This window comes from Caulobacter sp. 05L422, from assembly GCF_056397765.1.
The window spans coordinates 209900-235673 of record NZ_JBFTOB010000002.1 but is presented as its reverse complement, the minus strand read 5'-3'; the positions used below and the strand labels follow the sequence as shown (position 1 = coordinate 235673).

The 25774-nt window shown below is 67.7% G+C and carries 22 protein-coding genes; 5 read left to right on the top strand and 17 right to left on the bottom strand.

Going from position 1 to position 25774, the window contains the following annotated elements; all coding sequences use genetic code 11:
* Positions 1-60: 60 nt before the first annotated feature.
* A complete protein-coding gene (locus AC1DMQ_RS03420; protein ID WP_477032141.1) occupies positions 61-2343 on the bottom strand; it encodes a TonB-dependent hemoglobin/transferrin/lactoferrin family receptor in 2283 nt (760 codons plus the stop codon).
* Positions 2344-2505: 162 nt separating this feature from the next.
* Here AC1DMQ_RS03420 and AC1DMQ_RS03415 point away from each other — a divergent pair, with 162 nt between their 5' ends.
* From AC1DMQ_RS03415 to AC1DMQ_RS03400, 4 genes are all read left to right on the top strand, one after another.
* Entirely contained in the window at positions 2506-3303 is a 798-nt protein-coding gene (locus AC1DMQ_RS03415) for a DUF4198 domain-containing protein (protein WP_477032140.1), read from the top strand.
* A gap of 14 nt (positions 3304-3317) precedes the next feature.
* Complete coding sequence (locus tag AC1DMQ_RS03410) at positions 3318-3779, top strand: EF-hand domain-containing protein (protein WP_477032139.1); 462 nt, start codon at positions 3318-3320, stop codon at positions 3777-3779.
* Between the two features lie 113 nt (positions 3780-3892).
* Entirely contained in the window at positions 3893-4339 is a 447-nt protein-coding gene (locus tag AC1DMQ_RS03405) for an SRPBCC family protein (protein ID WP_477032138.1), read from the top strand.
* Positions 4326-4661, top strand: coding sequence for an ArsR/SmtB family transcription factor (locus tag AC1DMQ_RS03400; RefSeq protein ID WP_477032137.1), 336 nt, complete (start codon positions 4326-4328; stop codon positions 4659-4661). Before AC1DMQ_RS03405 ends, AC1DMQ_RS03400 begins: the two co-directional genes overlap by 14 nt.
* A 114-nt stretch (positions 4662-4775) precedes the next feature.
* On the opposite strand, the gene AC1DMQ_RS03395 is transcribed toward AC1DMQ_RS03400, so the two are convergent.
* On the bottom strand, positions 4776-5465 hold the full coding sequence (locus AC1DMQ_RS03395; protein ID WP_477032136.1) for a VOC family protein: 690 nt from the start codon (positions 5463-5465) through the stop codon (positions 4776-4778).
* A 101-nt stretch (positions 5466-5566) separates the two neighbouring features.
* Here AC1DMQ_RS03395 and AC1DMQ_RS03390 point away from each other — a divergent pair, with 101 nt between their 5' ends.
* On the top strand, positions 5567-6745 hold the full coding sequence (locus tag AC1DMQ_RS03390; RefSeq protein ID WP_477032135.1) for an alpha/beta hydrolase family protein: 1179 nt from the start codon (positions 5567-5569) through the stop codon (positions 6743-6745).
* Here AC1DMQ_RS03390 and AC1DMQ_RS03385 read toward each other — a convergent pair.
* From AC1DMQ_RS03385 to AC1DMQ_RS03315, 15 genes are all read right to left on the bottom strand, one after another.
* Positions 6742-7143, bottom strand: a complete 402-nt coding sequence (locus AC1DMQ_RS03385; protein WP_477032134.1) for a GreA/GreB family elongation factor — start codon at positions 7141-7143, stop codon at positions 6742-6744. The genes AC1DMQ_RS03390 and AC1DMQ_RS03385 overlap by 4 nt on opposite strands.
* 349 nt (positions 7144-7492) lie before the next feature.
* Entirely contained in the window at positions 7493-8650 is a 1158-nt protein-coding gene (locus AC1DMQ_RS03380; RefSeq protein WP_477032133.1) for a hypothetical protein, read from the bottom strand.
* A 17-nt stretch (positions 8651-8667) separates the two neighbouring features.
* Complete coding sequence (locus tag AC1DMQ_RS03375; RefSeq protein WP_477032132.1) at positions 8668-9177, bottom strand: DUF4123 domain-containing protein; 510 nt, start codon at positions 9175-9177, stop codon at positions 8668-8670.
* On the bottom strand, positions 9174-9572 hold the full coding sequence (locus AC1DMQ_RS03370) for a hypothetical protein (RefSeq protein WP_477032131.1): 399 nt from the start codon (positions 9570-9572) through the stop codon (positions 9174-9176). Before AC1DMQ_RS03370 ends, AC1DMQ_RS03375 begins: the two co-directional genes overlap by 4 nt.
* A gap of 2 nt (positions 9573-9574) precedes the next feature.
* Positions 9575-12379 carry an RHS repeat-associated core domain-containing protein gene (locus AC1DMQ_RS03365; protein WP_477032130.1) on the bottom strand — a complete coding sequence of 935 codons (2805 nt, stop codon included), beginning with the start codon at positions 12377-12379 and terminating at the stop codon, positions 9575-9577.
* 3 nt (positions 12380-12382) lie between these two features.
* Positions 12383-12787, bottom strand: coding sequence for a hypothetical protein (locus AC1DMQ_RS03360; protein WP_477032129.1), 405 nt, complete (start codon positions 12785-12787; stop codon positions 12383-12385).
* A 7-nt stretch (positions 12788-12794) separates the two neighbouring features.
* Positions 12795-14639, bottom strand: a complete 1845-nt coding sequence (locus AC1DMQ_RS03355) for a serine/threonine protein kinase (protein ID WP_477032128.1) — start codon at positions 14637-14639, stop codon at positions 12795-12797.
* Positions 14640-14756: 117 nt separating this feature from the next.
* The gene (locus tag AC1DMQ_RS03350; RefSeq protein WP_477032127.1) at positions 14757-16265 is read right to left on the bottom strand and encodes a PP2C family protein-serine/threonine phosphatase; all 1509 of its coding nucleotides are present in this window, start codon (positions 16263-16265) and stop codon (positions 14757-14759) included.
* Positions 16262-17068 (bottom strand): PP2C family protein-serine/threonine phosphatase, encoded by an 807-nt coding sequence (locus AC1DMQ_RS03345; protein WP_477032126.1) that lies wholly within the window; start codon positions 17066-17068, stop codon positions 16262-16264. Before AC1DMQ_RS03345 ends, AC1DMQ_RS03350 begins: the two co-directional genes overlap by 4 nt.
* Positions 17068-18570, bottom strand: coding sequence for a VWA domain-containing protein (locus AC1DMQ_RS03340; protein WP_477032125.1), 1503 nt, complete (start codon positions 18568-18570; stop codon positions 17068-17070). The genes AC1DMQ_RS03345 and AC1DMQ_RS03340 overlap by 1 nt, the downstream gene beginning before the upstream one ends.
* A gap of 1 nt (position 18571) precedes the next feature.
* Entirely contained in the window at positions 18572-19057 is a 486-nt protein-coding gene (locus AC1DMQ_RS03335; RefSeq protein WP_477032124.1) for an FHA domain-containing protein, read from the bottom strand.
* A 185-nt stretch (positions 19058-19242) separates the two neighbouring features.
* A complete protein-coding gene (locus AC1DMQ_RS03330) occupies positions 19243-20346 on the bottom strand; it encodes a serine/threonine protein kinase (RefSeq protein ID WP_477032123.1) in 1104 nt (367 codons plus the stop codon).
* Positions 20343-22730 carry a hypothetical protein gene (locus tag AC1DMQ_RS03325; RefSeq protein WP_477032122.1) on the bottom strand — a complete coding sequence of 796 codons (2388 nt, stop codon included), beginning with the start codon at positions 22728-22730 and terminating at the stop codon, positions 20343-20345. The genes AC1DMQ_RS03330 and AC1DMQ_RS03325 overlap by 4 nt, the downstream gene beginning before the upstream one ends.
* A gap of 24 nt (positions 22731-22754) precedes the next feature.
* Positions 22755-24284 carry a hypothetical protein gene (locus tag AC1DMQ_RS03320; protein ID WP_477032121.1) on the bottom strand — a complete coding sequence of 510 codons (1530 nt, stop codon included), beginning with the start codon at positions 24282-24284 and terminating at the stop codon, positions 22755-22757.
* Complete coding sequence (locus AC1DMQ_RS03315) at positions 24284-25771, bottom strand: hypothetical protein (protein WP_477032120.1); 1488 nt, start codon at positions 25769-25771, stop codon at positions 24284-24286. Before AC1DMQ_RS03315 ends, AC1DMQ_RS03320 begins: the two co-directional genes overlap by 1 nt.
* Positions 25772-25774 lie beyond the last annotated feature (3 nt).

The window sequence follows — 25774 nt, the reverse complement described above, 5'->3', positions numbered from 1 at the left end:
CGACATGATCGCGGCCCGGGCTCAAGCCGACCGAAGGGGATAGCGCCGGCTCGAGAACCTCTAGAACTTCACCGCCAGCGAGACACTGTAGTTGCGGTCGGGCTGGGTGTAGGCGTCCTTGACGACGGAGTTGTCGGCCAGGCCGCGCACGTCGCTCCACCAGGCGTAGGTCTGACCGGTGATGTTGAAGACGCCGCCGCGCAGGGTGACGTTGTCGGTGACGTTCCAGAAGGCCGTCAGGTCGAACACCGTGAACTCCTTCGGCATCCAGCAGTAGTCCGAACCGGTCTGGGTCAGCGGCGGCAGGGGCGCGGGGCGGGTGATCGTCACGCTGCAGCTGACGCCCGAGCGACCGGCCGACTGCTTGGCCGAGTGCACGGCGCTGAGCGCGCCGCCGAACCGGCCGGCCGGATCGCGGTACGACACGCCGGCCACCAGCTTGACCGGGTCGATCGTGACCAGCGGGGCCTTCCTGCCGTTGTTCTCCGAATTGCCCCGGGCGTAGGACGCCGCGCCCTGCAGGGTGAAGCCCCTGCCCAGCTCGGTGACGAACCGGGCCTCGGCGCCGCTGATCTCGGCCTTGGACTGGTTGATGTACTGGTAGACCGCCGGGTCGGCGGGGGTGAACGTGCCGCGCACCTGCACCTGCTCGATGAAGTCGTCGTACTTGCCGGTGAAGCCGGTGACGCTGGCGTTCCAGGTCGGGCGGTTCAGGCGGAAGCCCAGCTCGAAGGTCTCGCTGGTCTCCGGCTTCAGGTCGGGGTTGGAGATCGACATGTAGTTCGAGACCAGGTTGGCGAAGCCGTTGTTGACCTGGGACGGGGAGGGGGCCTTGAAGCCGGCGGCGGCGTTGGCGAACACCGTCACCAGGTCGGTGGCCTTCCACACCACGCCCAGCTTGGGCGAGACGTGGCTGTCGCTCTGGCTGGCGGGGACGTTGGCGGTGAACAGGGCGTCCTTATTGGGCTCCAGCTTGTAGTAGTCGAAGCGCACGGCCGGATAGAAGGTCACCGGTCCGAAGGCGACCTCGTCCTGCGCATAGGCGCCGGCCAGGGTGTAGTCGGTGGTCGGGAAGGCGCGGGTGGGGAACACCTCGCCGGCCGGCGGGACGGTGCCGTCGCGCACGCCCTCCTGGCGGGTGATCGAGGCGTCGCCGCCCCAGACGAACTTGTTGGTCACGCCGCCGATGACAGCATCGCTGTGGAGCTCGAGAGCCGCGCCCCAGACCTCGTTGTCGAAGGTGGCGTCGCGGGTGCGGTCGACGGCGGTGTTGCGGTCCTCGGCCGAGTACTGCCGGGTGGTGCTGCTCTGGTAGTAGACCGTGGTCTGGGCCGACTGGATCAGGCCCTGGCCGCCGTTGAAGCGGTGGTCGAGGCTGACGCGGTCGCGCTTCATCTTGTCGAAGGCGGTCAGGCCCAGCACGCTGGTCGCGGCGAGCGGCGGCTTGGCGATGGCGCTCAGCACGTTCCAGTTGGTGTCGCTGTCCAGGTGGTCATAGGTCAGGCGGAAGCGGTTCTGGGCGTTCAGGCTGTAGACCACCCGGGCCAGCACGGCGTTGGACTGGTTGTCCTCGGGGTTGGCGGTGGTGCGGTCGGTGTTGGCCGCGTCGTTGGTCCCGGCCGTCTTCTGGCCCTCGCCGTCGCGGCGCGTATAGGCGACCAGGCCCTCCCAGTTCCCCGACTGGCCGGCGGCGGTCAGGCTTTCGGTCCAGCTCTCGTCGGACGAGGCATAGCCGACGCGGCCGCGCAGGCTGAAGGCCTTGCCCGAAGTCAGCAGGTCGGACGGATCCTTGGTGAAGTAGTTGACCGAACCGGCCAGGCCGTCGCTGCCATAGAGGGCCGAGGCCGGGCCGCGCACGATCTCGACGGACTTCAGGGTGTCCAGGTCCACATAGTCGCCGCGACCCATGTTCTGGGCCCCGAAGGCGTAGCCGTCCGGCACGCGCACGCCGTCCACCATGATCAGCACGCGGTTGCCTTCCAGGCCGCGGATGTTGAAGCCGGAATTGCCGTCGCGGCCGGTCGAGGCGCCGGCGGCGGTGAAGCGGGTGGGGGCGCGGCGCACCGAGACGCCGGGCTCGAAGCGCACCAGGTCCTTGATGTCCTTGACCAGCCCGTCCTCGATGTCCTGGTCGGAGATGACGCTGGCGGTGACCGGGGCGTCCTGCAGCTTCTTCTCCGAGCGGGTGGCGGTGACCGTCACCTTGTCGAGCTCGACGGCGGCGTCAGCGCTGGGCGCCGCGTCGGCCGCGCCCGAAGCCGCGAACGCCGCCTGGGCGCAGAGCAGGGCGGTGGCGGAAGCGGCCGCGAAGCAGGTGAGCTTGGCGAGCTTGGAGCGAGACATCGAAGACCCCCGGGTCTGGTTCTATAGATGCGAACCATTCGCATCTCGTTGGGGTCGAGCTACGGCCATCGAACGGCTCGGTCAAGCTAAATGAGATTGATTCTTAGAATCACTAGCAATAAGGCTTTCGGCGACGCTTCCTCACATCCGGAGATTCCGCCCATGCGCCGTTCGCTATCCTTCGCCGCCTTCGCGATCGGCGCGGCCCTCGCCGGGACCCTGGCCGGCGCGGCCCAGGCCCACTCGCCCTACCTGCTGCCCAGCACCTTCGACGTCACCGACCGCAAGCTGGTGACCGTGCAGGGCTCGTTCACCGAAAGCTTCTTCAGCCCCGAGGTGGTGATGAAGTCCGACGCCTGGGCGGTGGTCGGGCCGGACGGCGCGCGCACGCCGCTGACCGCCGTCAACCTGCGCGAGCTGGCCCTGGTCGAGGTGACCACCGACAAGCCCGGCACCTATCGCGTCACCACCGGCCAGCGCACCGGCCGCACCGCCAAGGCCGTGCTGGTCAAGGGCGAGTGGGAGTTCCTGGAGGATCCCAGCAAGGCCCCGGCCGGAACCACCCCGGTCGACATGCAGAGCCTGACCCTGGCCGACGTCTACGTCACGCGCGGCGCGCCCAACGCCGCGGCCCTGGCGCCCATCGGCAAGGGCCTGGAGTTCGTGCCCGTCACCCATCCCAGCAGCATCTTCACCGGCCAGGACGCCAAGTTCGTGGTGCTGTTCGACGGCAAGCCGGTGAAGGGCCAGGCCATCACCCTGCACGCCGGCGACGACCGCTACGCCGACGCCAAGACCCCGCCGGTCGACCTGGTCAGCGACGACCAGGGCCGGTTCACGGTCAAGGTCGCCCGCTCGGGCGTCTACCAGATCCAGGCCCGCCACCGCGTGGCCCCGACGGCCGCCGATCCGGTCGGCCACTCCTACACCTACGCCCTGACCTTCGAATCCCTGCGCTGAGAAAGACCAGCTCGATGAACACCAAGATCGCCCTCCTGGCCGCCGCCGCCCTCTGCGTCGCCGCCCCGGCCTTCGCCGCCTCGCACGCCCGCGACACCTTCATCAAGGAGCAGGACGTCAACGGCGACGGCTCGGTCAGCAAGGAAGAGTTCAAGGCCCGCCGCGACAAGCAGTTCGCCGGCATCGACGCCGACAAGAACGGCGCCCTGTCGCACGACGAATATGTCGGCGAGTTCACCGCCCGCCTGACCAAGCGCCTGGCCGCCTCGACCGACACGGCCGAGAAGAAGGAAGAGGAACGCGTGCGCCAGACCCGTCAGGCCGAGGTCCGCTTCGGCGTGCTCGACACTGACAAGAGCGGCGGCATCACTCCGGCCGAGTTCGAATATTCCGGCTGGCGGATGTTCGTCACCCACGACACCAACAAGGACGGCGCGGTCACCGCGGCCGATCCGGTGGCCGAGGATACGAACTGATCGAGACCTAGGGCTGGGGACAGGCGCATGCGCCTGTCCCCAATCAATGGCAACTGAAAGGTTGCTCTTTTCCCTGATCGGAGTCATGAATGAGCAACCAGGAGGTTGCCATCATGACCGACCGCACCGAGAAAACCATCGACCTGAACGCGCCCGTCGAGCGCGTCTGGCGCGCCGTCAGCGACCACAAGGAATTCGGGACCTGGTTCAAGGTCGACCTGGAGGCCCCGTTCGTCGTCGGCCAGGAGGCGCGGGGCCAGATCACCCATCCGGGCTACGAGCACGTGACGTGGAAGGCCAAGGTGACGGCCATCGAGCCGCCCAAGCGCCTGGCCTTCACCTGGCATCCCTATGGCGTCGACCCCGACGTCGACTACGACAAGGAAGAGCCGACCCTGGTCGAGTTCCTGCTTGCACCGAACGGCGCCGGCACGCGGCTGACGGTCATCGAGTCCGGCTTCGACAAGGTCCCCGCCCATCGCCGCGAGGAGGCCTTCCGGATGAACGACGGGGGGTGGACGCAGCAGGTCCAGAACATCAAGGCCCATGTTGAATCCTAGCGCGCCGGATCCCGCGCCGATCTTCGCCGCCTTGGGCGACCGCACGCGCCTGGCGTTGCTCAGCAAGCTGGGCGACGGCCAGGCGCGGTCGATCGCGGCCCTGTCGACCGACACCGCCCTGACCCGCCAGGCGATCACCAAACACCTGCATGTGCTGCAGGACGCCGGCCTGGTGGCCAGCCTCAGGGTCGGCCGCGAGAGCCGTTTCGCCGCGCGGCGGGAAACGATCGACGAGGCCCGCGCCTATCTCGACGGCGTCTCGCGCCAGTGGGACGACACGCTGGGCCGACTGAAGGCGTTCGTGGAGAGCGACACCCCTTAAGCTGTCATCCCGGACAAGCGCGTAGCGCGCCGATCCGGGACCGACGCGTGAACGCGGCGCTTCCGGCGGTCCCGGGTCTTCGCTTCGCTACGCCCGGGATGACAGGATTGGGGTTCAGACCCCCGCCTTCACCGGCGGCTCCGCATACGAAGCCGACGCCGTGATCACCTCGTCGGGCACGGCCAACATCTGCAGATAGGCCTTCTTCGGATAGGCCATGTGCGGCTTGTCCTCGGCATAGGCCGGCTGCGGCACGGGGCTGGGGCCGTCGTAAGGGGCGGGGGCCTTGAAGCGCGCGGCTTCCTCGGGACTGATCCCGGCCTTGGCCAGCACGGCGGGATCGACCCAGCGGGCGGCGTCGAGCGGCTCGCCCGGCGCGGCGACCTCCAGGGTCATCTGGTCGGGGCCGGCGAAATAGATCGAGCGGCACATGCCGTGGTCGATCGGACCCAGCACGTTGATCCCATGGCTGCGGATGCGGTCGCGCATGGCCAGCAGTTGTTCCTCGGTGTCGGCCCGGAAGGCCAGGTGCTGCAGCGTGCCCGGCGCGCTGGGCAGGGCCCCGTTGCCGGCGTGGGTGACGCCCAGCTGCACGGGGATCTTGTCGACGTCCGGCAACTGCACGATCGAGAAGTAGCTGTGGTCGTTCATCCGCAGGAAGGCGTGCAGCCCGCCCGGCACGCCGTGCATGTCGAACAGCGCCACCAGCGGACAGCCCATCACCTCGCTGAAGAAGGCGATGTGCTTCTTGATGTCGCCGGCCATGAAGGCCAGGTGGTGGATGCCCGTCGGATGCTGCGCCATGGCGGCGGCCCTCGTGCGATGGGTTTGGGGCGCTTGACTTCCCCGGGGACAATTTCCTGTCCTTGAGCCTTCAGATAACGAGGTTACGTAAGGGGCGGCAAGTGACCAGTGGTTCGATGCGCGTCGTTCGCGAGCCTTACGGCTACGCCTATGCCGAACGCTCCCGCCTGAAGGAGACCTATGGCGGGCCCGACGGCCAGGTGTTCGTCGAGTGCATGCGCATCCGGCCGGAAACGGGCGAGCATGGGGCGGGCGACTCCGACACCGTGATCCTGTTCAGCCACCCGATCGGCGGCGGCTCGTTCCTGCCGCTGGTCACGGCCCTGGCCCGGGCCGGGCGGCACGTCGTCTATTGCAACACGCGGTATCGCGGCAACGATACGGCGCTGATCCTGGAGAAGTGCGTGCTGGACCTGGGGGCCTGCGTCGCCGACCTGAAGACCCGGTTCGGATACAAGAAGGTCGTGCTGGGCGGCTGGTCGGGCGGCGGTTCGCTGTCGCTGTTCTACCAGGAGCAGGCCGAGCAGCCGACGATCACCCACACCCCGGCCGGCGATCCGGTCGATCTGGTCGGGGCGGGGCTGCAGCCGGCCGACGGGGTGATGCTGCTGGCCGCCCACATCAGCCGCTCGGTGACCCTGACCGAATGGCTGGACCCCTCGATCCTGGACGAGGACCGGCCCTTCGACCGCGACCCCGCCCTGGACATCTACGCCCCCAACTGCCCTCACCAGCCGCCGTATGACGCGGCGTTCGTCACCGTGTTCCGCCACGCCCAGCTGGCCCGCAACCGCCGCATCACCGCCCGGGTCCGCGAGACCCTGACGGCGCTGAAGGCCCGCGATCCGGACATGGAGCGGCCGTTCGTGGTCTACGGCACCATGTGCGACGTGCGCTGGACCGACCCGAGCCAGGACCCGTCCGACCGCCGGCCGCACACCTGCTATCTGGGCGATCCGCGCATCGCCAACGACGGGCCGGTGGGGCTGGCGCGGTTCACGACGCTGCGCTCGTGGCTGTCGCAATGGAGCCATGACGAGAGCCGGGCGAACGGGGTGTTGAACGCGGCCAACATCACATGCCCGGCCCTGGTGATCAGCAACACCGCCGACCTGGCCTGCACCCCCAGCCACGCCCGCCGCCTGTTCGACGCCCTGGGCTGCGCCGACAAGCGCTATGTCGAGATCAAGGACGCCGACCACTACTACATCGAGCGGCCGGACCTGCTGTCTCGGGCGGTGGCGGCGGTGCAGGGGTGGCTGGAGGAGCGGGGCTTCTAGTCCTGGACCGCCAGCACGCGGACGCCGCGCGCCCGGCCTTCGGGATCGGTCCAGTGGAAGGCCTCGCCGGCGGTCAGGCCGATCAGGGCTGCGCCCACGGGGCTGAGCACCGAGATGCGGTTGTCGTCGATGCTGGCGTCGCGCGGCAGGCTGACGTGGACGATGCGGGTCTGGTCGTTGGACAGGTCCTGGAACGCGACCCGCGAGCCGATGCGCACGAACGGGCGCGGCGCCTCGCCGGGCTCGACGATCACGGCGCGGGCCATCTCGTCAGCCAGCACGCGGCCGCCCGGCGCGCGGCCGGCGGCGGCGTCGGCCAGGTTGGAGAGGATCTCGAAGTCGGCCTCGGTCACATAGACCGCGGGCAGGGCTTGGGATTGGGTTTGAGTGGAAAACATAGTCGTAGTGTCTTTCTGGATTTGTCTTGAGCCCTGGCCGGCGCTTTCTGAGCGCGGGACCGTGTGAGGGCTCGGCGAACGCAGCGCATGCGGCGCAAGCGTTTCATGAAGACCGTAAGCTTCGGGAACGAAGCCGCGGCCCTGCTCAGGATCATGCGTGGCCTTAAGGCGACGCTGGCCGTCTCTTACGGCCGATCTGAAAAGGGCATGGCGGGGATTTTCCGTCTGGCTCCAAGCCCTTGGCGCTAAGCGCGAGCTTTGGAGACTGGAAGCCTGTGGTCAGGCGTCCGGCGCGATCTCGCCGCGCTCGGTGATCGTTAAGTAGGGACGCGGCGTCCCGATGTCAAATTCAAGGAAGAGCGGCGGCGGTGAGGGCTTCGACCAGCGTGTTGGCGCGGATGGCGTGCTCGCTGCGCAGCAGGTCCGTCGAGGCGGTCGGCACGGAGGCTTGTGCGGACGACAGGCGTTCCAGGGCGCGCTCCAGCTTGGGCGCCGCATCCGCCTCGCGCAGGTCCACGCCGTAGCCGCGACGCAGGGCCTGCAGTCCATGGCTTGTCGTTTGGGTGGCCGAGGCTCCGGCGGCCGCGGCCTTCAGGTCCGGCAGGTCGCGCAGCATCGCGCAGACCCCGTTCCGGTCCAGCGCCGCGAAGGGGTCGGCGGGGGCGCCGCGCGGCCCCTTGGGGACCAGGCGCAGCACGGTCTGCGCGAACTGGCGCTCCAGCCCCATCATGCTCGCGGCCGCCGATATCCGGGCCAGTTCGCCCGTTTCGGGCAGAATCTGGCGGCCGGCGCCCAGGCTGAGCAGGCCGATCGGACCGGCTTGGATCGCCGACAGTCCTTGAAGCATGCGTTCAGGGAGGAATTGGAGCGGCGAGGTTCCCGGCGGCCCCGCGCCTCGCAGGCCTTCCAGAAGCCTTAGGCCTTCCGCCGCCCCGGCGTGGCGGTCCAGCCCGCGCAGCAGGTCCGGCGGCGCGCCGGGGCGGGTCAGCCCGCGTAGAAGGTCGCCGGCTCTCAGGCGCTCGACATAGGCCGCCAGGGTCGCGCCGGCGCCCGGCGCGAAGATGTTGATCCTGTGCTGCTCGAACACGCTGGTCGCGCTCATCAGGTTCAACGCCGGCAGGGCGGCGACGGGATCGACGGGCGGCCGGCGGGCCGCCATGTTGCGCAGGGCGTCGATGCGGGCGCGCAACGGGGCGAGCGGATCTCCCAGGCCCGGGCCTGGTCCGCCGCGCGGCAGGGTGAACAACCGGCCGGCCTTCCGCGTGGTGGCCAGCATGGCCGCGAGCGAGGCGGGCAGGGCCAGGGCGTTGAGGGCGACGGCGCCGCCCAGCAGCCGCGCCAGTCCGCCCGCGTTCAATTGTGAAGGCAGCCGCAGGAGGTCCGCGGCGCTCAGCCTGGCGTCGGCGCTTTGAAGATGAGCCCGGCCGACGGCGCCCAGCTGTCCCAGGCGCTCCAGGCAGGGGCCATGGGATCCGGCGTCCAGCGGAATGGACGTGCTCGCGCTCAAGCTGCCGCCCTCCCTTGCTAGCGCCCGGGTTGGAGCTTAGCCCCGGATGGCGGCGTTCGCGAGGGGCCTGCGAGCGGGAGGGTCTCGGTCACCAGCTCGCCGTCGTCGTCCAGCGTGTACCGGAGGCGCGCGGCGCCGTCGTCCGCGTCGGTCCAGAAGGCCTGGATCGGGCCGAAGAACCGCGCCAGCTGCTCGCGCGAGCAGGTGGGCAGGAAGGTGTTCAGCACGCTGGGATCGTAGAAACGGAAGTACATCTGCCGGCCGTCCTCCAGGGCGACCATGAGGAACTTCCGCAGGTGATGGCGGACCTCTTCGATCGGAAGCGGGCAGGCGAGATAGGTCCCGTAATGGGGCGGCGAGTTTTGAGAGCCAGCGGCCTCTTGCATGCCATCGACGTTCACGAGATACGGCGCGGCGCCAGCCAAAGCAATAGCGGCCTCACCTTGGTAGAGTGAAAGTGCGAAATCTGATTGGATCGATACAATGTCCCCCTTCTCCGAGGCATCGAATATATTGTAGATTATCAAGAAATTCTTCCGATCATGTTGTTCAGGAAGTTGGTTGTTTCCACATCATCGAATATTTCAGAAGCTTTCTTCATGAGATTTAGATAATCGCAAAACGAAGCATCGTCGAAAAAGAATTCCGGATATGCGAGCTCGTAGCCTTCCGGATCTACAAATGCTCGAAAAGAAGCCGTTGCTGGCCAGCTATCATAGCCAGTCGCATCTTCAGGTCTCCGTCGCTCGAGAAGCCATCCGGGATCTCCCTCAAGACCTCCGACATTGCCATGTGAATCTAGAAGTTGGCTTAGATCGTCAAATCGGCGATCGGAAATAATAGAGGATAGCGCTAGCTTGAGCGCCGCATCTTCGTCGATCTGCGATCGGAATCCGTCAAAGGCTTCGTCGAGATATTTCATGATTATGGTACCGGATGGGCGTTATCGATGATTGGTGCGCCTGTAATTTTATCTGGTCTAATGTATACTCTCATAGTTACGCCATCTTGCTTTATATCGAATATATCGCGATTTGGATTTTTTATCTGTTGCTTAAAGGCGGTTTCCCCGGCTTTTTGGGCTCTATCCAGCATGCGCTGGTCGCTGTGGATGTTTGGATCGTAAACAGTCTTTCGGCCAACGACTTCCTTACCGCGTTCGTTAGTGTAGCGATACTTCAGCTCAGAAATCCCATGAGTGGATGTTGGCTCGATCGTATGGGTGGCGCCTTTCTCGCGCAGTGCCGCTATGGCGTTTTCCTGATTGTGAGTGCCGTGCAATTTCCCGGCCTTGAAGCCATCCGGTCCGGCAAGGTGCTTTGGAAGGTCGCGTTTATAAGCGAGTCCGGTGACCGCCCGCCTGGCCCTGTTCGCAAAGATTCCGCCCATCCCCGCCGTGACCGCGCCGATCGCGGCGCCGATGCCGGACGCCTTCAGGAGGTCCAGAACGCTGACGCCGTGGCCGTGCAGGGCCGCGTCGGCGCAGGCTTCGATGGCGCTGGAGACGCCGCCGACCAGCGCTCCGGCGGCCATCACGGCGGCGGCGCCGGTCCCGATCGCGGCGGCCAGCGGCGCCAGGAGGACGCCGACGCCGGCGCCGACCAGGCCGACGGCCCCGCCGATCGCCGCCTCCTTGCCGATCTTGCTCCAGTCCAGCGGCGCGTTGGGGTTGGCCTTGTGCTGCCGGTAGGCTTCGACGCCGCCGCCGATCACCGCCCCCACGCCCGCCGCCCCGGCCAGCAGCACTGGCAGGAACTCGCCCGTCGGGTCCACGCGGTTCAGCGCGTCGCCGTCGCCGTAGATGTAGGGGTTCCAGCTGCCGCCCGCATAGCCCAGCGGGTCGGGCGACAGGAAGCGGCCCAGGCCCGGGTCGTAATAGCGGGCCAGGTTGTAGTGCAGGCCGGTTTCCGGATCGGCGTACTGGCCCATCAGGCGGAAGGGCTGGGGGGCCGTGTCGATCTCGAGGCGCGGGCGGCCGAAGGCGGAATAGTCGGTCCGCCAGACCGCGACGCCCTGGGCGTCGGTGGCCGCCAGCGCCTCCCAGCGTCGACCGTGATGGATGTAGACGTCGCGCCCGTCGATCCGTCGCGCCAGGTGGACGCCCAGGTCGGGCGCGGGCAGGTATTCGCACACCTCGTCGTCCCGCCCCGGCCGCGTCGTCACCTCCGACAGCAGCAGGGTGGCGGCCCAGCGATAGCGGGTGGCCGAGACCGGCGTCCCGTCCCGGGCGGTCACCGTCTTGCCCGTCCGCCGTCCGATCGGGTCGTAGTCGTAGCGGACATGGTGGTCCGGCGTGACCACCTCGACCAGGCGGGAGGCGGCGTCGTGGCGCAGTGTGGCGGGGCCGACCGACAGTTCGCACCGTGTGACGCAGCCGTTGTCGTCATGCTCGATCGTCTCGCGCCCGCGGCTCCGGATCTGTTCGGCCAGATCGTACTGGCGCGCCGACCCGTCCGCCTGGGCGGCGTTCCCGTGGTCGTCCAGGTCGTAAGCTTCGCGTAGATCGGGCTGGTCGCTATCGACGCGCAGCAGCCGGCCGTTGGGGTCGTAGGCGAACCGGCGCGTCGCGCGGCCGGCCGCGCGTTCCTCGGCCACGCGGTCGCGGGCGTCGTAGGTCCAGCTCCGTCGGACCAGGTCCTGCTCCGACGGCGTGGTCACGGCCAGGCCGGCGACCAGTCCCAGGTTGTTGCTGGTCCGCTCGACGGCGACGCCGTTGGGGTAATCGATCCGCGTCAGCGCGCCGGCCGGTGAATGGGAGAGGCGGCAGGTTCGCCCCCGGGGGTCGCGGACCTCGATCAGGCGGCCGTCGGCGTCACGCTGGAAGGCGATGCGCGTCGCGCCGGCGACGATGGCGGTCAGGCCGCCGACGGCGTCGCGCTCGTAGGTCACGCGCTCGCCGTCCAGGTCTTCGGCCAGCAGGCGCCCCTCGGCGTCGTACTCCAGTCGCAGCGTCGCCTGGGGCGTGGCCGCCGCCGCGAGGCGTCCGTTCGTGAAGCCCAGGCGCGTCCAGGTCCCGTCGGGAAATTCGTGGACGATCTCGTCGTTGGTCTGGCTGGCCCGCACGCGCCGCTGTTCGCGCCCGCCGCGCGTGACGATCATCGCGCCGTCGGCGGTGTCGTCGCGAAAGCCGAGGTCCGGCCGGCCGGGTTCGCGTACGGCCTCCAGTTCGCAATCCTGATCGTAGATGAAGCTGGTCTGGCGGCCGGCGCCCAGGTCGAAGAGGGCCGGCCAGCCGAAGTCCGTGTATTCGTATCGGCGCTGGTGTCCGGCGAAGTCGGTCACGCGCTCGACCCGTCCCTGGTCGTCGTGCTGGAAGCCGAAGACGGCACCGTCCGGATAGCGCATGGCCGAGAGCCGGCCGGCGGCGTCGTACTCGAACCCCAGGCGGCTGCCGTCCGGGCGGCGCAGGCCCGACAGCCGCGGGCCGTCATGCTCGAAGGTCACCCGGTCGCCGGCCGGATCTTCCAGCGTTTTCAGGCGGCCCTCGGCGTCATGGCCGAATGTGTGGGTTCGTCCCGTCGGCGAGGCGACGGTCGTCTGATCGTCGGCGAAGCGGACGATGCTGGTCTGGCCGGCGGCGTTCGTCAGGGACAGGGTGTCGCCGTCAGGCGAGAGGTTGGCCTTCAGGTCCTGTCCAGAGAGCTGGTTGGCCAGTTGGCGTCGTGCGCGCAAGGCGGCGGCCGCGCCCAGCGCTCGCAACTGATCCTGGCTGAGGACGAGCAGGCTCATGCGCTATGGCCCGCAGATTTCGCAGAGCGCAGCCTTCCGGAGCGCCGCGCGGGCCAGGGCGGACAGTTGCCGATCGAAGGGCTGGGCGTTGGAGCCGCCATTGGTGACGGCGGTGACCAGGCCGGGCGCGGAACCGTCGGTCAGCGCCTGCAGCGTATCCAGCAGCGGGACCAGGGAATCGACGAAGATGTCGCGCGCACGCCCCGTCACGACCATCACGCACCGCGTACAGGGCTTGAGGCCGGGGCCGATCTGGGGGCAACCGATGATCGGCGCCTTCAGAAGGTCGAAGTCGGTGACGACCGGGCTGCCCATGATGTGGAGCGACCGCAGCGGCGGCGGAACCAGCAGGACCTGGCCGCCGTGCGTGCATTTCAGGATGGCGCGGTGATTGAGGTAGCTGAGCATCGGGCGTCTAGGGGACGATCGCCGCGGTCGTTCCCCGGCCGCTCGGGCTTTCTGGGCCGCCGATATAAAGGCCGACCTGGCAGGCGCCGCTGGCGAGGTCGTTCGGTGTGCACGGGAAGGACGCGGTGATCTTCTCGACGTCTTCGTCCCTGAAGCTCGCGGCTCCGGATGTCTTGTAGTCCCAGCAGCAGATCCAGTTGCTGGTCACCTTGGTCCCGCGCCCGTTCACCACGATGAAGGCCCTGAAGCGTTTGGCCTGGATGATCGCCTTGGCGGGGTCGCTGGTCTCCGCCGAGGGATTGATGGTCAGGCGCAGGTTGCTGAACTGGATCTCGTTGCCGCGTACGGTCATGGTCGCGCTGAAGGCGCGAACCAGGGCGTCGCTCTCCCCGCGAACTTGGACCGGGCGCGTTCCGGCGATGATCTCGGCGGCGCGTTGCAAGCCCGTGTCCACCGGCGGCGGAGTCGTGCTGGCGGTGGAAAGTTGCGCCGCGCGCTCGGTCGCGGCTTGCGCCTGGGCTTCCGCGTCCGCGAGGCGGGAAGCCGTCTCGGCCCTCTCCGCGGCGACCTGGGTCTCGAGCTCGGCCTTTGCCGAAGCCGCCTTCTCCGCCGTTTCGCGGACGCCGGCGACCTGTGCGCGGAGCGCGTCGCGCTCCGTCGTCAACTGGATCCTCTGGACCTCGTCGTGGGCGTTCTGCGACGTGAGTTGCTGCTGGAGGTCCGCGACGCGCGCGAACAGGTAGATGATCGTCAGCGCGGCCGCGGCGGTGATGATGCGCCATGTCCATCGACCCTTGAGCAGGATCAGCGTCTCGCCGATGATCTCCCCCAGGCTGCGGCGCCGAAGGTGCAGCAGGTTGGTGAACTTGTCGGCGTCCTGTGGGCGTTCGCGGAAATCCAGCGCCAAGCCCCGGACGACATTGTGTGAAAGCCGCCGGCTGATCGTGGACTTCACTTGGTGCGGGGCCCGCAGGGGATCGGCCTGCCGCCGGTCCACCGCGTCCTTGCGAACCAGCGCATCGACGGGGTTCTCCCCCGTCAGGGTGAAATACAGGGTCGCCGCGCAGCCGTAGACGTCGACCCAGGGGCCGTCGCTGCGTTCGACGGGGACGTGCTGCTCGGGCGGCGCATAGCCCGGTGTCAGGACGACCGAAAGCTTGCGCTTTTCGTTGATGGCCTCGGTGCGCGCGGCGCCGAAATCGATCAGCAGCGGTGTGGCGTCGGCTCGCAGCAGCACGTTTTCGGGTTTCACGTCGCGGTGCGTCCAGCGCCGCCCGTCCACCTTGGTCGAATGCACATGGCGCAGGCCGTCCAAGATGCTGATGATGACCCGGGTGGCGGCGTCGGGCTGCAGGGCGCCGTGCGTGTCGACATAGTCGGCCAGCGTCATCGCCTCGTAATAGGGCATCACGAGATAGGCCGTGTCATTGGCCTCGAAGAAGGCGAGGACCTCGACGATGTTGGGGTGCTTGAACTGCTTGAGGGCTTCCGATTCCTGGAGGAAGCGCTTGAGCCCATGGTCGAAATAGGGGCGGGATTCCTTGGAGTCCGGACGCACCAGCGTGCTGTTGGCGATCCGGCCGGCCAACTGCCGCGGCATGTATTCCTTGATCGCCACCCGCTCGTTGCCGTCCACCGTCCGGGCGAGATAGGTGAAGGCGAAGGCGCCGGTTCCCAGCACCCGGCCGAGGATGTAGCTGAGCTTGCCGTCGGGCGAGCTCAACAGGGTTCCGGGCGGCAGCATGCTGGCCGAGCTTTCGACCTCCGCGCCGTAGCCGCACCCGCAGGCTTCGCTGTCCTTTGGCGGCGCTTCAAAGCATCCCGGACATTCCGCTTTCAACGCCGCAGCCATTCGCCGTTCCTTGGGCTTGGGTTTGAATTTTGGATTTTAATGTACTGTGTTATTGCAGTTTTCGAATTTAGTTCTTCTGAATATTGATTCGTCTTTACTTTTACAATAATTTACGATTTACTTCGTGCATCTCTTTTTCTTGGGCCTTTTATTTTTGTCCCAATTGTTTCCTCCTGCTAGTCTGCATTCATTCTCATTTTTGGCGACTTCGCGGTCTTCCTTGCTGTCTCCATTTCCGACCTCGGGGGAGGCCTGCGCGGGGGGGAGAGGCGCGGGGGCGGGAGACGGCGCGGCGGGCGCGGATGGGGCCGGCGCACTTCTCGCCTGCTCCACGCCCGGTGGCTGTTTAGGCTCCGTGGCGGACGACCCTTCGCCGCGTGTCTGCAGGACCGCGGCGGAACTGGCGGTCGCTTTGGTCGTGCTTTGGTCGGCCTTCTGCGCCCGGGGCGTGGACTTGGACGTGGTTCCACCCGTACTTTTCGGTTCGGTCTCAACCACTTCGGCGGGGTCAGCTATGGGCTGGTCAGGCCTTTCCTCAATCCAGATGGACTTCTCGTGCTTCCGTAGCTCGTCTGCATAGGTTGTGGGGCAATGCGAGAAGATTAAGCCAGTTGCTGCGTTGTCGTAATTTTTTGCCTTCACCAGAAGGCTGCGACATATGTCGTTCACTGTTTTACTGTATTCGGATTTTGAGGGCTTATTTGTTCTGTCCTTGAAGTGCGATATTTTCACCAAGTTCTGACTTTTTACTGCTGTTTTCCAGTGCGAGTACTCGATCGTATCGACGATGCTATTGAAATAGACCAACGTGCCCAGCCCGATCGCCAAAATCAGAGCGACGGCGCTCACCATGGCGACGTCGCGCGGCGACCAGTTGTGCGACTTGGCGCGGGTGTCCCGCCACCAGCCGGGTTCGCGCGGAAGCTTGAGGTCGCGATTGATCACCTGGACCGCGACGGCCGTGTAGTTGTCGCTGCGCTCGTCGATGCGGTCGAAGATGCGCCGTTCCAGGAGCGCCAGCCACGACTCGGCGCTCGTGGCCTTGGCGTGATCGATCTCCATTTCGACGGGACCCGCCGTGTCGCCTGAGCGCAGCTTTTCCCAGAATCCGTCGACGCACAGCATGAAGGCGTCGTGACGAAAGAGCCGATGGGGCCCCGAGATGTCGGCTTTGAGCTGCTTGGACCCGATGGCCTTCAGCAGGACGCCGTTGGGCGCGGCGTGGTCGCGGGTCTGGGTCGCGACGCCGCCCAGGCGCAGCAGGTAGAGCCGTGAATCGCCGACGTGGCCCCACACAGCCCGCCGTCCGTCGCTGATGAGGACCACCAGGGTGGTGCCGATGTCCCTGAGTTCGGGCCCTTCGGCCTGCTTGGCGAGGACGGCGGCGTTCGCCATGTCGAAGAGTTCGGTCAGGGCCTTGGCGTCGAGGCGGGGCTTGTCCCGGAAACCGTTCAAGACGGTTTCGACGGCCAACTCCGAGGCGACCTGGGAATTGGCGTGGCCGCCCAGGCCGTCGGCGAGCACCCAGCAGGTCAGGCCCTTGGCTTCCGCGCTGGCCCACCAATCCATGTTGACCGTACGTCCCCCGTCGCGTGAGAGGCCGGCGGTGTCGAACATCTGCGTCATCCGAGCGCTCTCCCGATCGACAGGATCTTTCGCGAGGTCTCGGTCGCCGGACGCATGGCCACGACGGTGATGTTGTCCTGGTTTTCCAGATGCTGGTTCAAGGCCAGCTGGATCAGATGCTGGCACCCCGCGCCCAGGTCCTGCCGGATTCCATCGGCGAGCTCGGCTTCGTCCAGCGAGCCATAGAGGCCGTCGCTCGCGAGCAGCACGCAGTCGCCCGGCCTCAGCCAGAACGGCCTGCGGTTGCCGTCGATCCGCAGGGACTCCGTCGGCAGGCCGATAAAGCTGGTGAGTTCCGCCGGCTCGACCTCTCGCTCGGTCTGGGGTTTGGCGCCCAGCTTGTGGTCTTCGCCGAAGGCGTGATCGATCGTGAGGCGGAACGCCAGGCCATCGCGCAGCAGGTAGGCGCGGCTGTCGCCGGTGGACACCCAGTACAGTTCGTAGCGCGAATCCGCGAAGTTGCGGCAAATGACGGCGGCCACGACCGTGGCGCCGCATCCGCGTGTCGCGCCGCTGGTCTGGGCGAACTGGAGAACGCCGGCGTTCGCCGCCTTCAGGGCGCGGCGCAGCGCTGTCTGGACGGTTTCCTCCGGCGACTTGAGGCGATAGCTGTCGCGGAAGGCCGCGACCGTGGTCCTGGCGGCGCCCGCCCCGTTGCTCATGCCGCCGATGCCGTCGGACAGCACCGCCAGGGTGCCGCGATGCTCGGTTTCGGGCGAGTCGGGATCGTCGCGGCCGGCGGCGTCCTGCTGCTCGTCCCTCGATCCGCAATGCTGCTTGATGGCCAGGTCGACCTTGTGCATCAGGCCTGCTCCGCTGGGATGATGATCAGGCGCATCGGGATGCTGCCGACCTGCAGTTGCTCGTTGCTGGGGATCCGCCGCGAGCCGATCAACTGGCTGCCGGCCACTTGCATGGGCATGTCCGGCGACAGGTTCGTCACGACCACGTGGCCGCCTTCCCACGTGAATTCGCATTGTTCCCCGGCGACGTGCGGATCGCCCCGGATCACGATCTGGCAGCTCTCGTCCCGACCGAGCACGACGCGGTCGCCCAGGGCCGCTTCATGGGGACTGCTGCGCTTGCCGATCTCGTACAGCTCCAGCCTGGCGTTGATCGGCGGCCCGCCTGCGGGGGGCGAAACCATCGGGGCCGGTTCGCTCCAGGTGTCGGGCCGAACGGACACCGGTCGCTTCTTGGGCCACAGCAGCCAGGTCGCCAGGCCGCCCAGCACGAGCAGGACGACGGCCCCGACGGCGATCCAGACCCAGAGGGGCAGGGGCGGCGGCGGCGGCGGTCGCGGCGGCGCTTCCATGGTGACGTCGTGCAGGGGGCTCTGTTGGGCCTGCGGCTCGACGCCCGCCATCACCTGATAGGGATAGGTCTCGCTGACGACGCAAGCGGGGCATTCGGCGTCCAGCACCAGGACGTGCTTGATCGTGGCCTGGATTTCGTCGATCGCCGCCTGGGCGTCGTTGCCGGTCAGTCGCACGCACTGCCCGCCCGTGCCGGTGGCCAGGGCGATCAGGAAGTTCGAACAGGCGCGGCGGCGCGTGTCGCCGGCGTCGATCGCGAAGAGCTGCACGCCGGTCTTTCCCAGCGTGGCGCGGACGCTGTCCTCATTGAGGCCGGAGGTCGGCTCGTCGTCGCGGCCGTCGCTGACGGCGATGATCACGCGTCGCGCGGGCAGATCCTTGCCGCGCCTGAAGGCCAGGTCGGCGGCCTTGTTCACCGCGTCGAAGAAGGCCGTGTGGCCGTCGGATGAGGTCACCTGGACGGCGCTGGCCAGCGCGCTCTTGTCGTTGGTGAACTCCTGCTTGACCTTGACCTCGTCGCCAAAGGCGATCACGGCGACACGATCGGCGTCGCCCAGCGTGTCGATCCAGTGCTTCAGCGCCGACTGAACCTGCGGCGAGCCGCTGATAGCTGAGGCCGATGCGTCGAGCATGAGGATATAGGCAACGCCGTCGGCGTCGTTCATCGGGCGAAGCCCGGTGACCTTGGTCGGCTTGGGCCCCCGCGCCTGCACCGCGTCCGGCGACAGGTCCGTCATCAGCTTGCCCGACCCGTCCGATATGTCGACGAAGAAGGTCATCGTCGGGGCGGCGGTCACGACCTGCTGGATCACGACGCGCTGGGGCGACGACTGGACGGACGAAGACTGGGCGGGCGACGGCTGGGGCAGCGACGACTGGGAGGGCGGCGCGGACGGAGCCGCCGGTGGCAGGGCCGATTTGGCCTCCTGCGCGAACGCAGCGGTCGAGAGGGTCAGCGATAGCAGCAGGAGCGGGGCGAGCAGCTTCACGTCAGGCGCCCTCTTCCTTGTTCTTGGTCCACCAGAACTGGCCGTCGCAAAGGGGGACGAACGTGAACTCGGATTCCCCGAGCCCGATGCGGTCGTGGTGGCTCAGCTCCATCGGATGCATCACGACGTCACCGTTGAGATGGACCAGGCCCGGCTGGGTGCCGGGGCGGATGTAGAAGCGGTTGCTCTTGGGGTCGTAGACGACGAAGGCGTGCTCGCGGCCGTGGATCGTCTCGTCGGCCGCGACGCTGATGTGCTGGTCGGGGTCGCGCCCGATCGCGTTGTTGCCCCAGTGGATGCGGAAGTCCTGCCCCAGGGCGGGGCCGTCATGGGCCACGAGCCAGCCGACCACCGGATTGGGCCGGGTCCGGGGCGCGGTCGACCCCGCGGAGGGAGGATCGCCGAGGCCGGGATAATAGGCCTTGGTGACGGTGCGCTCGCGCTTGGGCCGCGCGCCGCCGGCCGGGGCGTCGCCCGATCGCTCCACGCCGCTGGCCCTGCCGACGCCGCCGGCATCGGGCGCGCGTGGACTGCTCGGCTTCTGCCTCAGGTGATCGGGGTTGATCCCTTCAATCGGGCATTCCGGACAGAATGTGTTTTCCTGGTCGTCGAATGAGTGTCCGTTGGAGCATTTCTTGAGCATTTGCAATCCCCATGAAGGTTTGTTGGAGTTCAAATGTTTGTAGATATGTATATAATTGATATTATCAAAGCGACGGCGAGCGACGACAATATTAAATATCTGTAACTATCGAAGAAGTTCTTATTTTCTTTCTTTTTTATCGATCCGACGTTTTGCGGCGTGGCTTGTTGAGTCGTTATGGCGGCGCGGAACTCCTCCATGGACTGTTGCCGCGTCTCGGCGCGTAGCGACAGGGCGCGCAGAAGGCCGGCTTCGGCGGTCTTCGGAATTTTCACGCCTTGGGCGCTGGGGGGCTTGAGGACGAAGCCGTCCCCTCTGGCCACGGGCGTGGGGACCTCGTCTCCGACGCAGATGCAATAGAGGGTCGCGGCCAGGCTATAGATGTCGCTGTAGGGGCCTTGGACGCCGCCGGATGTGACCTCGGGCGCGGAAAAGCCGGCCTTTTCCAGCCGCGTGAGCCGAAGGGCGTCGCGCGAGCGGGCGGCGCCGAAATCGAGCAGCACCACGTTCGGCTTCGTCGTGATGTAGATGTTGCAGGGACTCACGTCCCGGTGCGTCAGCCCGCGGCGGTGCGTGTACCGAAGCGCATCCATGACCGGGCTAAGCATTCGAACCGCGAGTTCGAAATCGATCTTGCCGCCCTGGCCCTCGATATACTCCTCGAGCGTCATGCCTTCGACGAAGGGCATCACGAAATAGGCGGTGTTGTTGGCTTCGAAAAAGGCAATGACCTTTACGACGGCCGCGTGCTCCATCTGCATGAGCAGCTTGGCTTCGCGGCGGAACTGTTCGAGGCCGTGCTGGTAGTAGTCGCCGTATTTCCCCGCGCCGGGAATGATCGTGTCGCTGGACCGTGAGCGGCCGCAGAGTTCTCGTGGGAAATACTCCTTGATCGCGACCGGGGCGCCGTTGGTCAGATCCAGGCTTCTGTAGGTCACGCCGAAGCCGCCGGGCCGCCCCAGGATCAAGCCGACAAAGAACCGTTCGTTCAGGATCACGCCGGGCGGCAACTGGTTCACCGTCTGCTCGGCATCACCGTCGAAGGCGCAGGCGTCGTCCCGGCACCGCGACCCATCCCAGCAGGATTGCAGGCAGCGGGGGCAGATCGTGTCCGGGTCGATCTGGGCTCTCATGGCGTCCCCCGGGAGAAGACGTGCGAGAAGTCGACCAGCAACTGCAGAAGGCCGCGGTCGGCGGGACGATCAAATCGGGGATCCAACGGCGCGGCGCTGACGAAATAGGCGTTCGTCAGGCCGCCGCCGCCGCGATGGGCCGACAGGCGTTCCCACAGGGGCCGGGTTTGCCCCAGCACCCAGGCCCGGGTCGGCGCGATTTCGCCGCCGGCTGGACCCTGGGCGCCGAGATTGACGTAGGAAAGCTTGACGACGCCGGAGTTGCGGACGCGGACCAGCGTTTCCCAGGCGATGTCCTTTTCGAGCTGGGGCATGAGCACGGCGTGCTCGCGCTTGACGATGCGCAGGTGGTCGGGCGGCGTCACCACGCCGTACTCGTCGGCCTTGGTGTAGGCGATCGCGATCCTGCCGCCTTGGTCGAGCGCCTGGTCGATGGCGGCGCGCAGCGGTTCGAGTTGCGCCGGACCCGCGTCGATCGTGGCGGGGTCGATGGCCAGGATGGTGAGATCCGCGCCGCGCGCGCCGTTCGCCGGGAGGGGAATTTCCTGGATGTGGAACGGGCGTGACCGGCCGGATGGCGGCGTCAGCGCGCCGGTGACACGAAGGCCTCCGCCGCTCTCGGCGGGCTGGCCGTCGATGACGACGCCGCAGGCCTGCGCCGCGGTGGCCATGTCTCGACAGAGCCTGTGCAGCAGGGCGCTTTTGCCGCCGCCTTCCGGCCCGATGAGCGTGATGGCGATCGGATCGCCGAGCGCGCCGGCGTCCGCAGGCGGAGGTCCGTTCTGACGGAACGGGAGCGGGGCGGCGTCCCATGGCGCGGCGTCCAGGGCCCGGGCCTGGAGGGGCGCTCCGCCGGCCGACAGGACGCGATTGAGATAGTCGAAGGCGCGATTGTTCTGCGCGCCGATCGCGCTTCGTGCTCCCGAGGAGAGCCGCCCCTCCGCCATGCGCCGGAAATACGGCGCGACGGAATCCTTCGGCGAAGGCTGCAGCGTCTTCACCGAACCGGCCACCTGGGCCAGGGCGTGGAAGGCGATGGGCCCGGCCTGCCTTTCGCGGGCCTCGCCGGCGTAGAGGGTCGACAGCACGGCGCTGGCCTTGGCGGTCGCGGTCGCGCCGGGGACGCCGTTGAATGCGTTGAGCAGGGAATTGGGCGCCACCGCGATCGCCGAGGCCTCGATGCAGGCGGCGGTCAGGAGGATGACCGACTGGACCCAAACGGACTGGCCGACGGACGCGTCCAGTCCGTTGGCCGTCTGGGTCAGGGCGGCGAACAGCGCCTCCGCTGTCGCGTTCTCGATCCGCGTGTCCTGCAGCCCGGCCATCTGAGCCCGCCAATCCTGCAGGGCCTCCAGCGGCGCGTGGTAGTTGATCCGATGGGCCGCCAGAGCGCCGATCAGGCGGCCGACCGAGTCCGAGGAAGGCGTGGGGGAGGGCTGAGCGGGCTCTCGCGCCGGCCGGGGCGAGGTGCGTACGGCGACGGGCAGCAGGTCCGCCAGGGCCCTGGGCAGATCGGCGCCAGTCAGGTCGGAACAGTCCAGCGGTCGCAACGCCGCGGCGAAATCGGGCGCGGGCAGACCGCCCCGGCGGTCATCCAGCCATTTGATGAATGCCAGCCGGCGCGCCAGGGCGGGAATGGGCAAGGCAGGCCATTCGAAGCCGACGCGCAACAGTTCCTGCGCCATCAGGCTTTCGCCCGAAGCGCCCAGGACTTGCGCGGCCAGGGCGTCCAGCCGCTCCCGAAAGGGTTCGATCCAGGTCTTCCAGGCTTCACTGGTGTTGCGCGGCTCCAGTGCGCCCAGGCAGCGCACGAAAGGCGGGTCGACCAGTTCGAGCTGGTCCGCGCATCGATAGCGCCCCAGATAGAGACTGTGCGGTCGCGCCTCCGCCGGATCCTTTCTCCGCAACGGCCTGATCCGAGCCTTGCCCGTGGCGAACGCGGCGGACAGCTGCAGTTTTTCAGGCAGGGGCCGCTCGGGTGTCCCGTCGGGCTTTAGCGGCGCATCCCCGTGCGAAGTCGCTTCGACCCCGTCGTCGGCGGTGGTCGCGCGGGCGTTGACGTCCACCCAGATGTCGATCTCGGCTTGTCTCAGGGCTTCGACGGTCTGGTTGTCGAACCCTCCCAGTCGGGTGCTGAGCGCGGCCTCCACGACGACGGGATCACCTGCGGGCGTGACGCCCTTCAGCCGCCCGGCGGTGATCGCCAGATGGTCCGCGGCCCAGGTCATCTGCAAGCTGTGGGGCCAGCTCAGCATGCTGACGCCGCTAGCATCCTCCTCGGCCAGATTGCCGCGCGCCAGCAGGTATTGTTCCAGCCCCAGCAGGTCGTTGGCGCCGAGTTCGTGTTGCGGATGCCAGGCCGGCCACCTCCGATCACCTAGCATTTGGATCTCCAGGACATGATCGGTTCAAGCCACCAGATAGCCGGCGTCGAGGCGTGATCGCTCGCCGCCGTCGAGGACCAGCGTCTGGGCTTCGAAAGCCGTGCCCAGCGGATAGACCAGGCGCCAGTGCAGCATCTGATCGGCGTCGGGCGCGCCTCGGAAGCGGATGCGCGCCGGCGCCTGGCCCACCAGGGTGTGCGAGAAAGCCCTGGCCCATTGCTCGACGTCGCCGAGCAGCGCCCGCCGGATCTCCGGTGTCTCCGGCGGCGGCGTCGAAAGGTCCGGCGGGCCGAACGCCTTCCAGTGGACGTCCCTGTAGGCATGCCTCCAAGCCGGGCTCGCCTCGCTCCACGGCTGACGCCAGAAGCGAGCCAGATAGAGCTCCAGCGCCCGGTCGTTGTTGTACTGCGCGCCGACATTGGTGGGCTGCAGGACGTTGGCGTAGAGGTGGCGCCCGGCCATCTCGTCCTCGAGCGCCACCTGATCGCGCACGCGCTCAAGAACCGCCCAGCCCCAGGGCTGGTTGACCAGTCCTGGCGCCACCGTCGGTTCCGGCAGCCGCCAGTCCACCGGAGACTCGACCGCCTGGATGGGGTGGTCGGGAAACAGGGTCTCGAGATCGCGCCGCACCTGCACGGCCAGTTCGTTCGCCCATGGGGGCGGCGGCGGCGACTCGCCCCGAAGGAAGGCGGCGCGTACGGCCGCCATCGGGGAGGGGGAGATGCAGAGGTCGAGCGCCAGCCCGGTCCTGCGGTCCGCGCCCGCCGTCACGCGGACCGCACCGCCTTCCATCAGGATGTCGCGCAACAGCGGGTCGTCGACCATCCGGCCCAGGCTGATGGCCGTCGGTTCGGTCTCGGACGGGGCGACGCCGGCGAGCGTTCCCCGCACCGCGAGCCGGCACGACTGCTCCTCGTCCGAGAAATAGGTGGTCGGCCCCTCGTCCGGATAGGCCTCGCGATTAGGGCGGCGGCGAAAGGGATGTCGCCGGCCGCGGACGGGCGGGAGCATCCAGAGCCTGCCGTCGGATTCCAGGCCGTCCTCGATCCCGGCTGCGTCGTCCTCCTCGATCTCCACACGGATCGGATCGAGAATCAGAAGCGAGGCGCCCGGTTCGTCCAGATTGGCGATCTGCGTCTCAAGGAGGGATCTTGCGATGCTGGAGCCGGCGCGGGTGATGCGCACCAGTCTGCGGGCATAGGGGTCGCCGCCTGGCGCCAGGGTGTCGCCCTCCCAGGTGACCAGATATCGGCGCGTGTCGTGTTTCAGCTGGCCCAGGCCGAGCTTGCGCAACTGCTCGATCGGCGCGAACGAGATCGCCAGGACGCCCCGGTCGTCGGCCGCCTTCAGCAGCCGACCCAGTTCCTGGAAGAACGCGTCTCGCCTTTCGGTTCGCAGCGCCCATCGGCCGTCGTGCAGATCGAGCGACGCCGTCGGGCGGGGGTCGAACTTGACGTTGTCGGAGAGGCTGAAGGTCTCGCGCAGCCCGCCTTCCAGGCCCTCCCGGATCGGCTCGGGGCCGGGGATCAGCCAGCTTTGCCAGGTGCGGGCCATCAACTGCGCCCCGTATAGACGATGCCGTCGCGCAGGGTCAGGTCGGCGCCGTTGGCCTTCACCTGCAGGGGGCGGGCGCTGGTCAGGTCGGTCTGCTGCTTGACCTTCACCGCCAGCTTGGAGTCGATGGTGGTGTCGCCCACCTTCACGACGTGGATGTCGGCGTACTGGGCCTTGTGCTCGGCTTCGAGATAGGTGGACGGCGACGGATATTCGGCGGCCTGGGAGCGCACGTTTCCCGCCAGGATGACGGAATTGTCGAAGCGACCCGTCCAGTTGAGCAGCACCTCGGTGCCCGTCTCGGGAACCATGTGCAGGCCGCGCTGGCCGTTCTTTCCGGAATAGGGCGTCCCCAGCCGGACATCGACGACGTCGTTGTTGGCCTCGAAACCCGGCAGCTGCACTTTCAGCCAAGGGCCGTCACGGGACGTTTCCTGGACGACGCCCAGCCCGGTCCAGGGGCGCAGCCGTCCCGGCGCCTCGGGGCCGGCGATCCGCGCCTCGGGCGGCAGGGCGTAGGCGCGGCTGTCGCAAGAGAGCGCGCCCTGGCTGATCGAGAGTCGATCCTCGATCCGGTAGATCATGCCGCCGTCCGCGTTGAAGCACGGCAGGTCCTGCGTTCTCCAGGTCTTCCACCGCGCCGCGTCGAGGAGGCGCTGGGGGTGATGATCGACCACGCACGGGTATTCGCCGGTCGGAAAGGCGGTGACGCGTTCGCCCCTCAGGAGCCGCCCGAACGTGGTCTCGCCCACGCCGTCCTCGGTGTCGCCCTCCGCGTAGGAGACGGTGCGCTTGGGGATCGAATTCCAGGCCTCGTAGGCCTTCTTCAGGCCGGGCGTGATCACCCAGCGCCCCTCGGTGGCCTGGCTGACGCCGCCGACCAGGGTCAGGGGCACCCAATTGGCCTCGTTCCGGGTCAGCCACCGGGCTTCGTCGAAGATGTGGTGCAGGAAAATCCAATCCGACACGCCGTCCTGGATGATCGAGGCGTGGGCGCCGTCCGGCAGGGTGACGCGCGCCAGATCCGTCTGCAGGGCGCTGACGGGCGTGGCCACATGCTCGAAGCGACTGATCAGCTCATCGAGATTGGTGACCTTGTGCACGCGTCGCCGGGGGACGAAGGGATCCGGCCGGGGATCCGGCTGGGTGCCGTTGGCAACGATGTCCAGGCTATGGGCGGCGCGGATCGGATTGGCTTCGGCCCGAACCTCGGCGCTCGTAGGCCGGGCGGCCGATACGATCGTGACCGCCGGCCCCAGCGGTTCGGTCGCTCCCCCGTCGTTCACCCACCCCGGCGTCGCCTTGCAGGGGCCTCCCGCCAGGGCGCGACGGACCTGTTGGACGAGCGCCCTCTCGCGCTGGCCCAGGCTCTCCGGCGGCAGGTGGACCCGGAACGTCCAGGTCACGGGGCACGCCAGCGCGCGGGTGAGCAGGATGTCGCTCACCGGCAGCACGCCGCCTGATTCCAGGGTGAGGCAGAGCTCCATGTC

Excerpts from the sequence above, each read along its gene's own strand:
- AC1DMQ_RS03405 (WP_477032138.1), top strand. The coding sequence starts at position 3,893 with ATGACCGACCGCACCGAGAAAACCATCGACCTGAACGCGCCCGTCGAG.
- AC1DMQ_RS03360 (WP_477032129.1), bottom strand. The coding sequence starts at position 12,787 with ATGCTCAGCTACCTCAATCACCGCGCCATCCTGAAATGCACGCACGGC.
- AC1DMQ_RS03345 (WP_477032126.1), bottom strand. The coding sequence starts at position 17,068 with ATGCACAAGGTCGACCTGGCCATCAAGCAGCATTGCGGATCGAGGGAC.
- AC1DMQ_RS03325 (WP_477032122.1), bottom strand. The coding sequence starts at position 22,730 with ATGCTAGGTGATCGGAGGTGGCCGGCCTGGCATCCGCAACACGAACTC.
- AC1DMQ_RS03315 (WP_477032120.1), bottom strand. The coding sequence starts at position 25,771 with ATGGAGCTCTGCCTCACCCTGGAATCAGGCGGCGTGCTGCCGGTGAGC.
- AC1DMQ_RS03355 (WP_477032128.1), bottom strand. The coding sequence starts at position 14,639 with ATGGCTGCGGCGTTGAAAGCGGAATGTCCGGGATGCTTTGAAGCGCCG.
- AC1DMQ_RS03395 (WP_477032136.1), bottom strand. The coding sequence starts at position 5,465 with ATGGCGCAGCATCCGACGGGCATCCACCACCTGGCCTTCATGGCCGGC.
- AC1DMQ_RS03350 (WP_477032127.1), bottom strand. The coding sequence starts at position 16,265 with ATGACGCAGATGTTCGACACCGCCGGCCTCTCACGCGACGGGGGACGT.
- AC1DMQ_RS03415 (WP_477032140.1), top strand. The coding sequence starts at position 2,506 with ATGCGCCGTTCGCTATCCTTCGCCGCCTTCGCGATCGGCGCGGCCCTC.
- AC1DMQ_RS03400 (WP_477032137.1), top strand. The coding sequence starts at position 4,326 with ATGTTGAATCCTAGCGCGCCGGATCCCGCGCCGATCTTCGCCGCCTTG.
- AC1DMQ_RS03420 (WP_477032141.1), bottom strand. The coding sequence starts at position 2,343 with ATGTCTCGCTCCAAGCTCGCCAAGCTCACCTGCTTCGCGGCCGCTTCC.
- AC1DMQ_RS03385 (WP_477032134.1), bottom strand. The coding sequence starts at position 7,143 with ATGTTTTCCACTCAAACCCAATCCCAAGCCCTGCCCGCGGTCTATGTG.
- AC1DMQ_RS03365 (WP_477032130.1), bottom strand. The coding sequence starts at position 12,379 with ATGAGCCTGCTCGTCCTCAGCCAGGATCAGTTGCGAGCGCTGGGCGCG.
- AC1DMQ_RS03320 (WP_477032121.1), bottom strand. The coding sequence starts at position 24,284 with ATGGCCCGCACCTGGCAAAGCTGGCTGATCCCCGGCCCCGAGCCGATC.
- AC1DMQ_RS03370 (WP_477032131.1), bottom strand. The coding sequence starts at position 9,572 with ATGAAATATCTCGACGAAGCCTTTGACGGATTCCGATCGCAGATCGAC.
- AC1DMQ_RS03410 (WP_477032139.1), top strand. The coding sequence starts at position 3,318 with ATGAACACCAAGATCGCCCTCCTGGCCGCCGCCGCCCTCTGCGTCGCC.
- AC1DMQ_RS03330 (WP_477032123.1), bottom strand. The coding sequence starts at position 20,346 with ATGAGAGCCCAGATCGACCCGGACACGATCTGCCCCCGCTGCCTGCAA.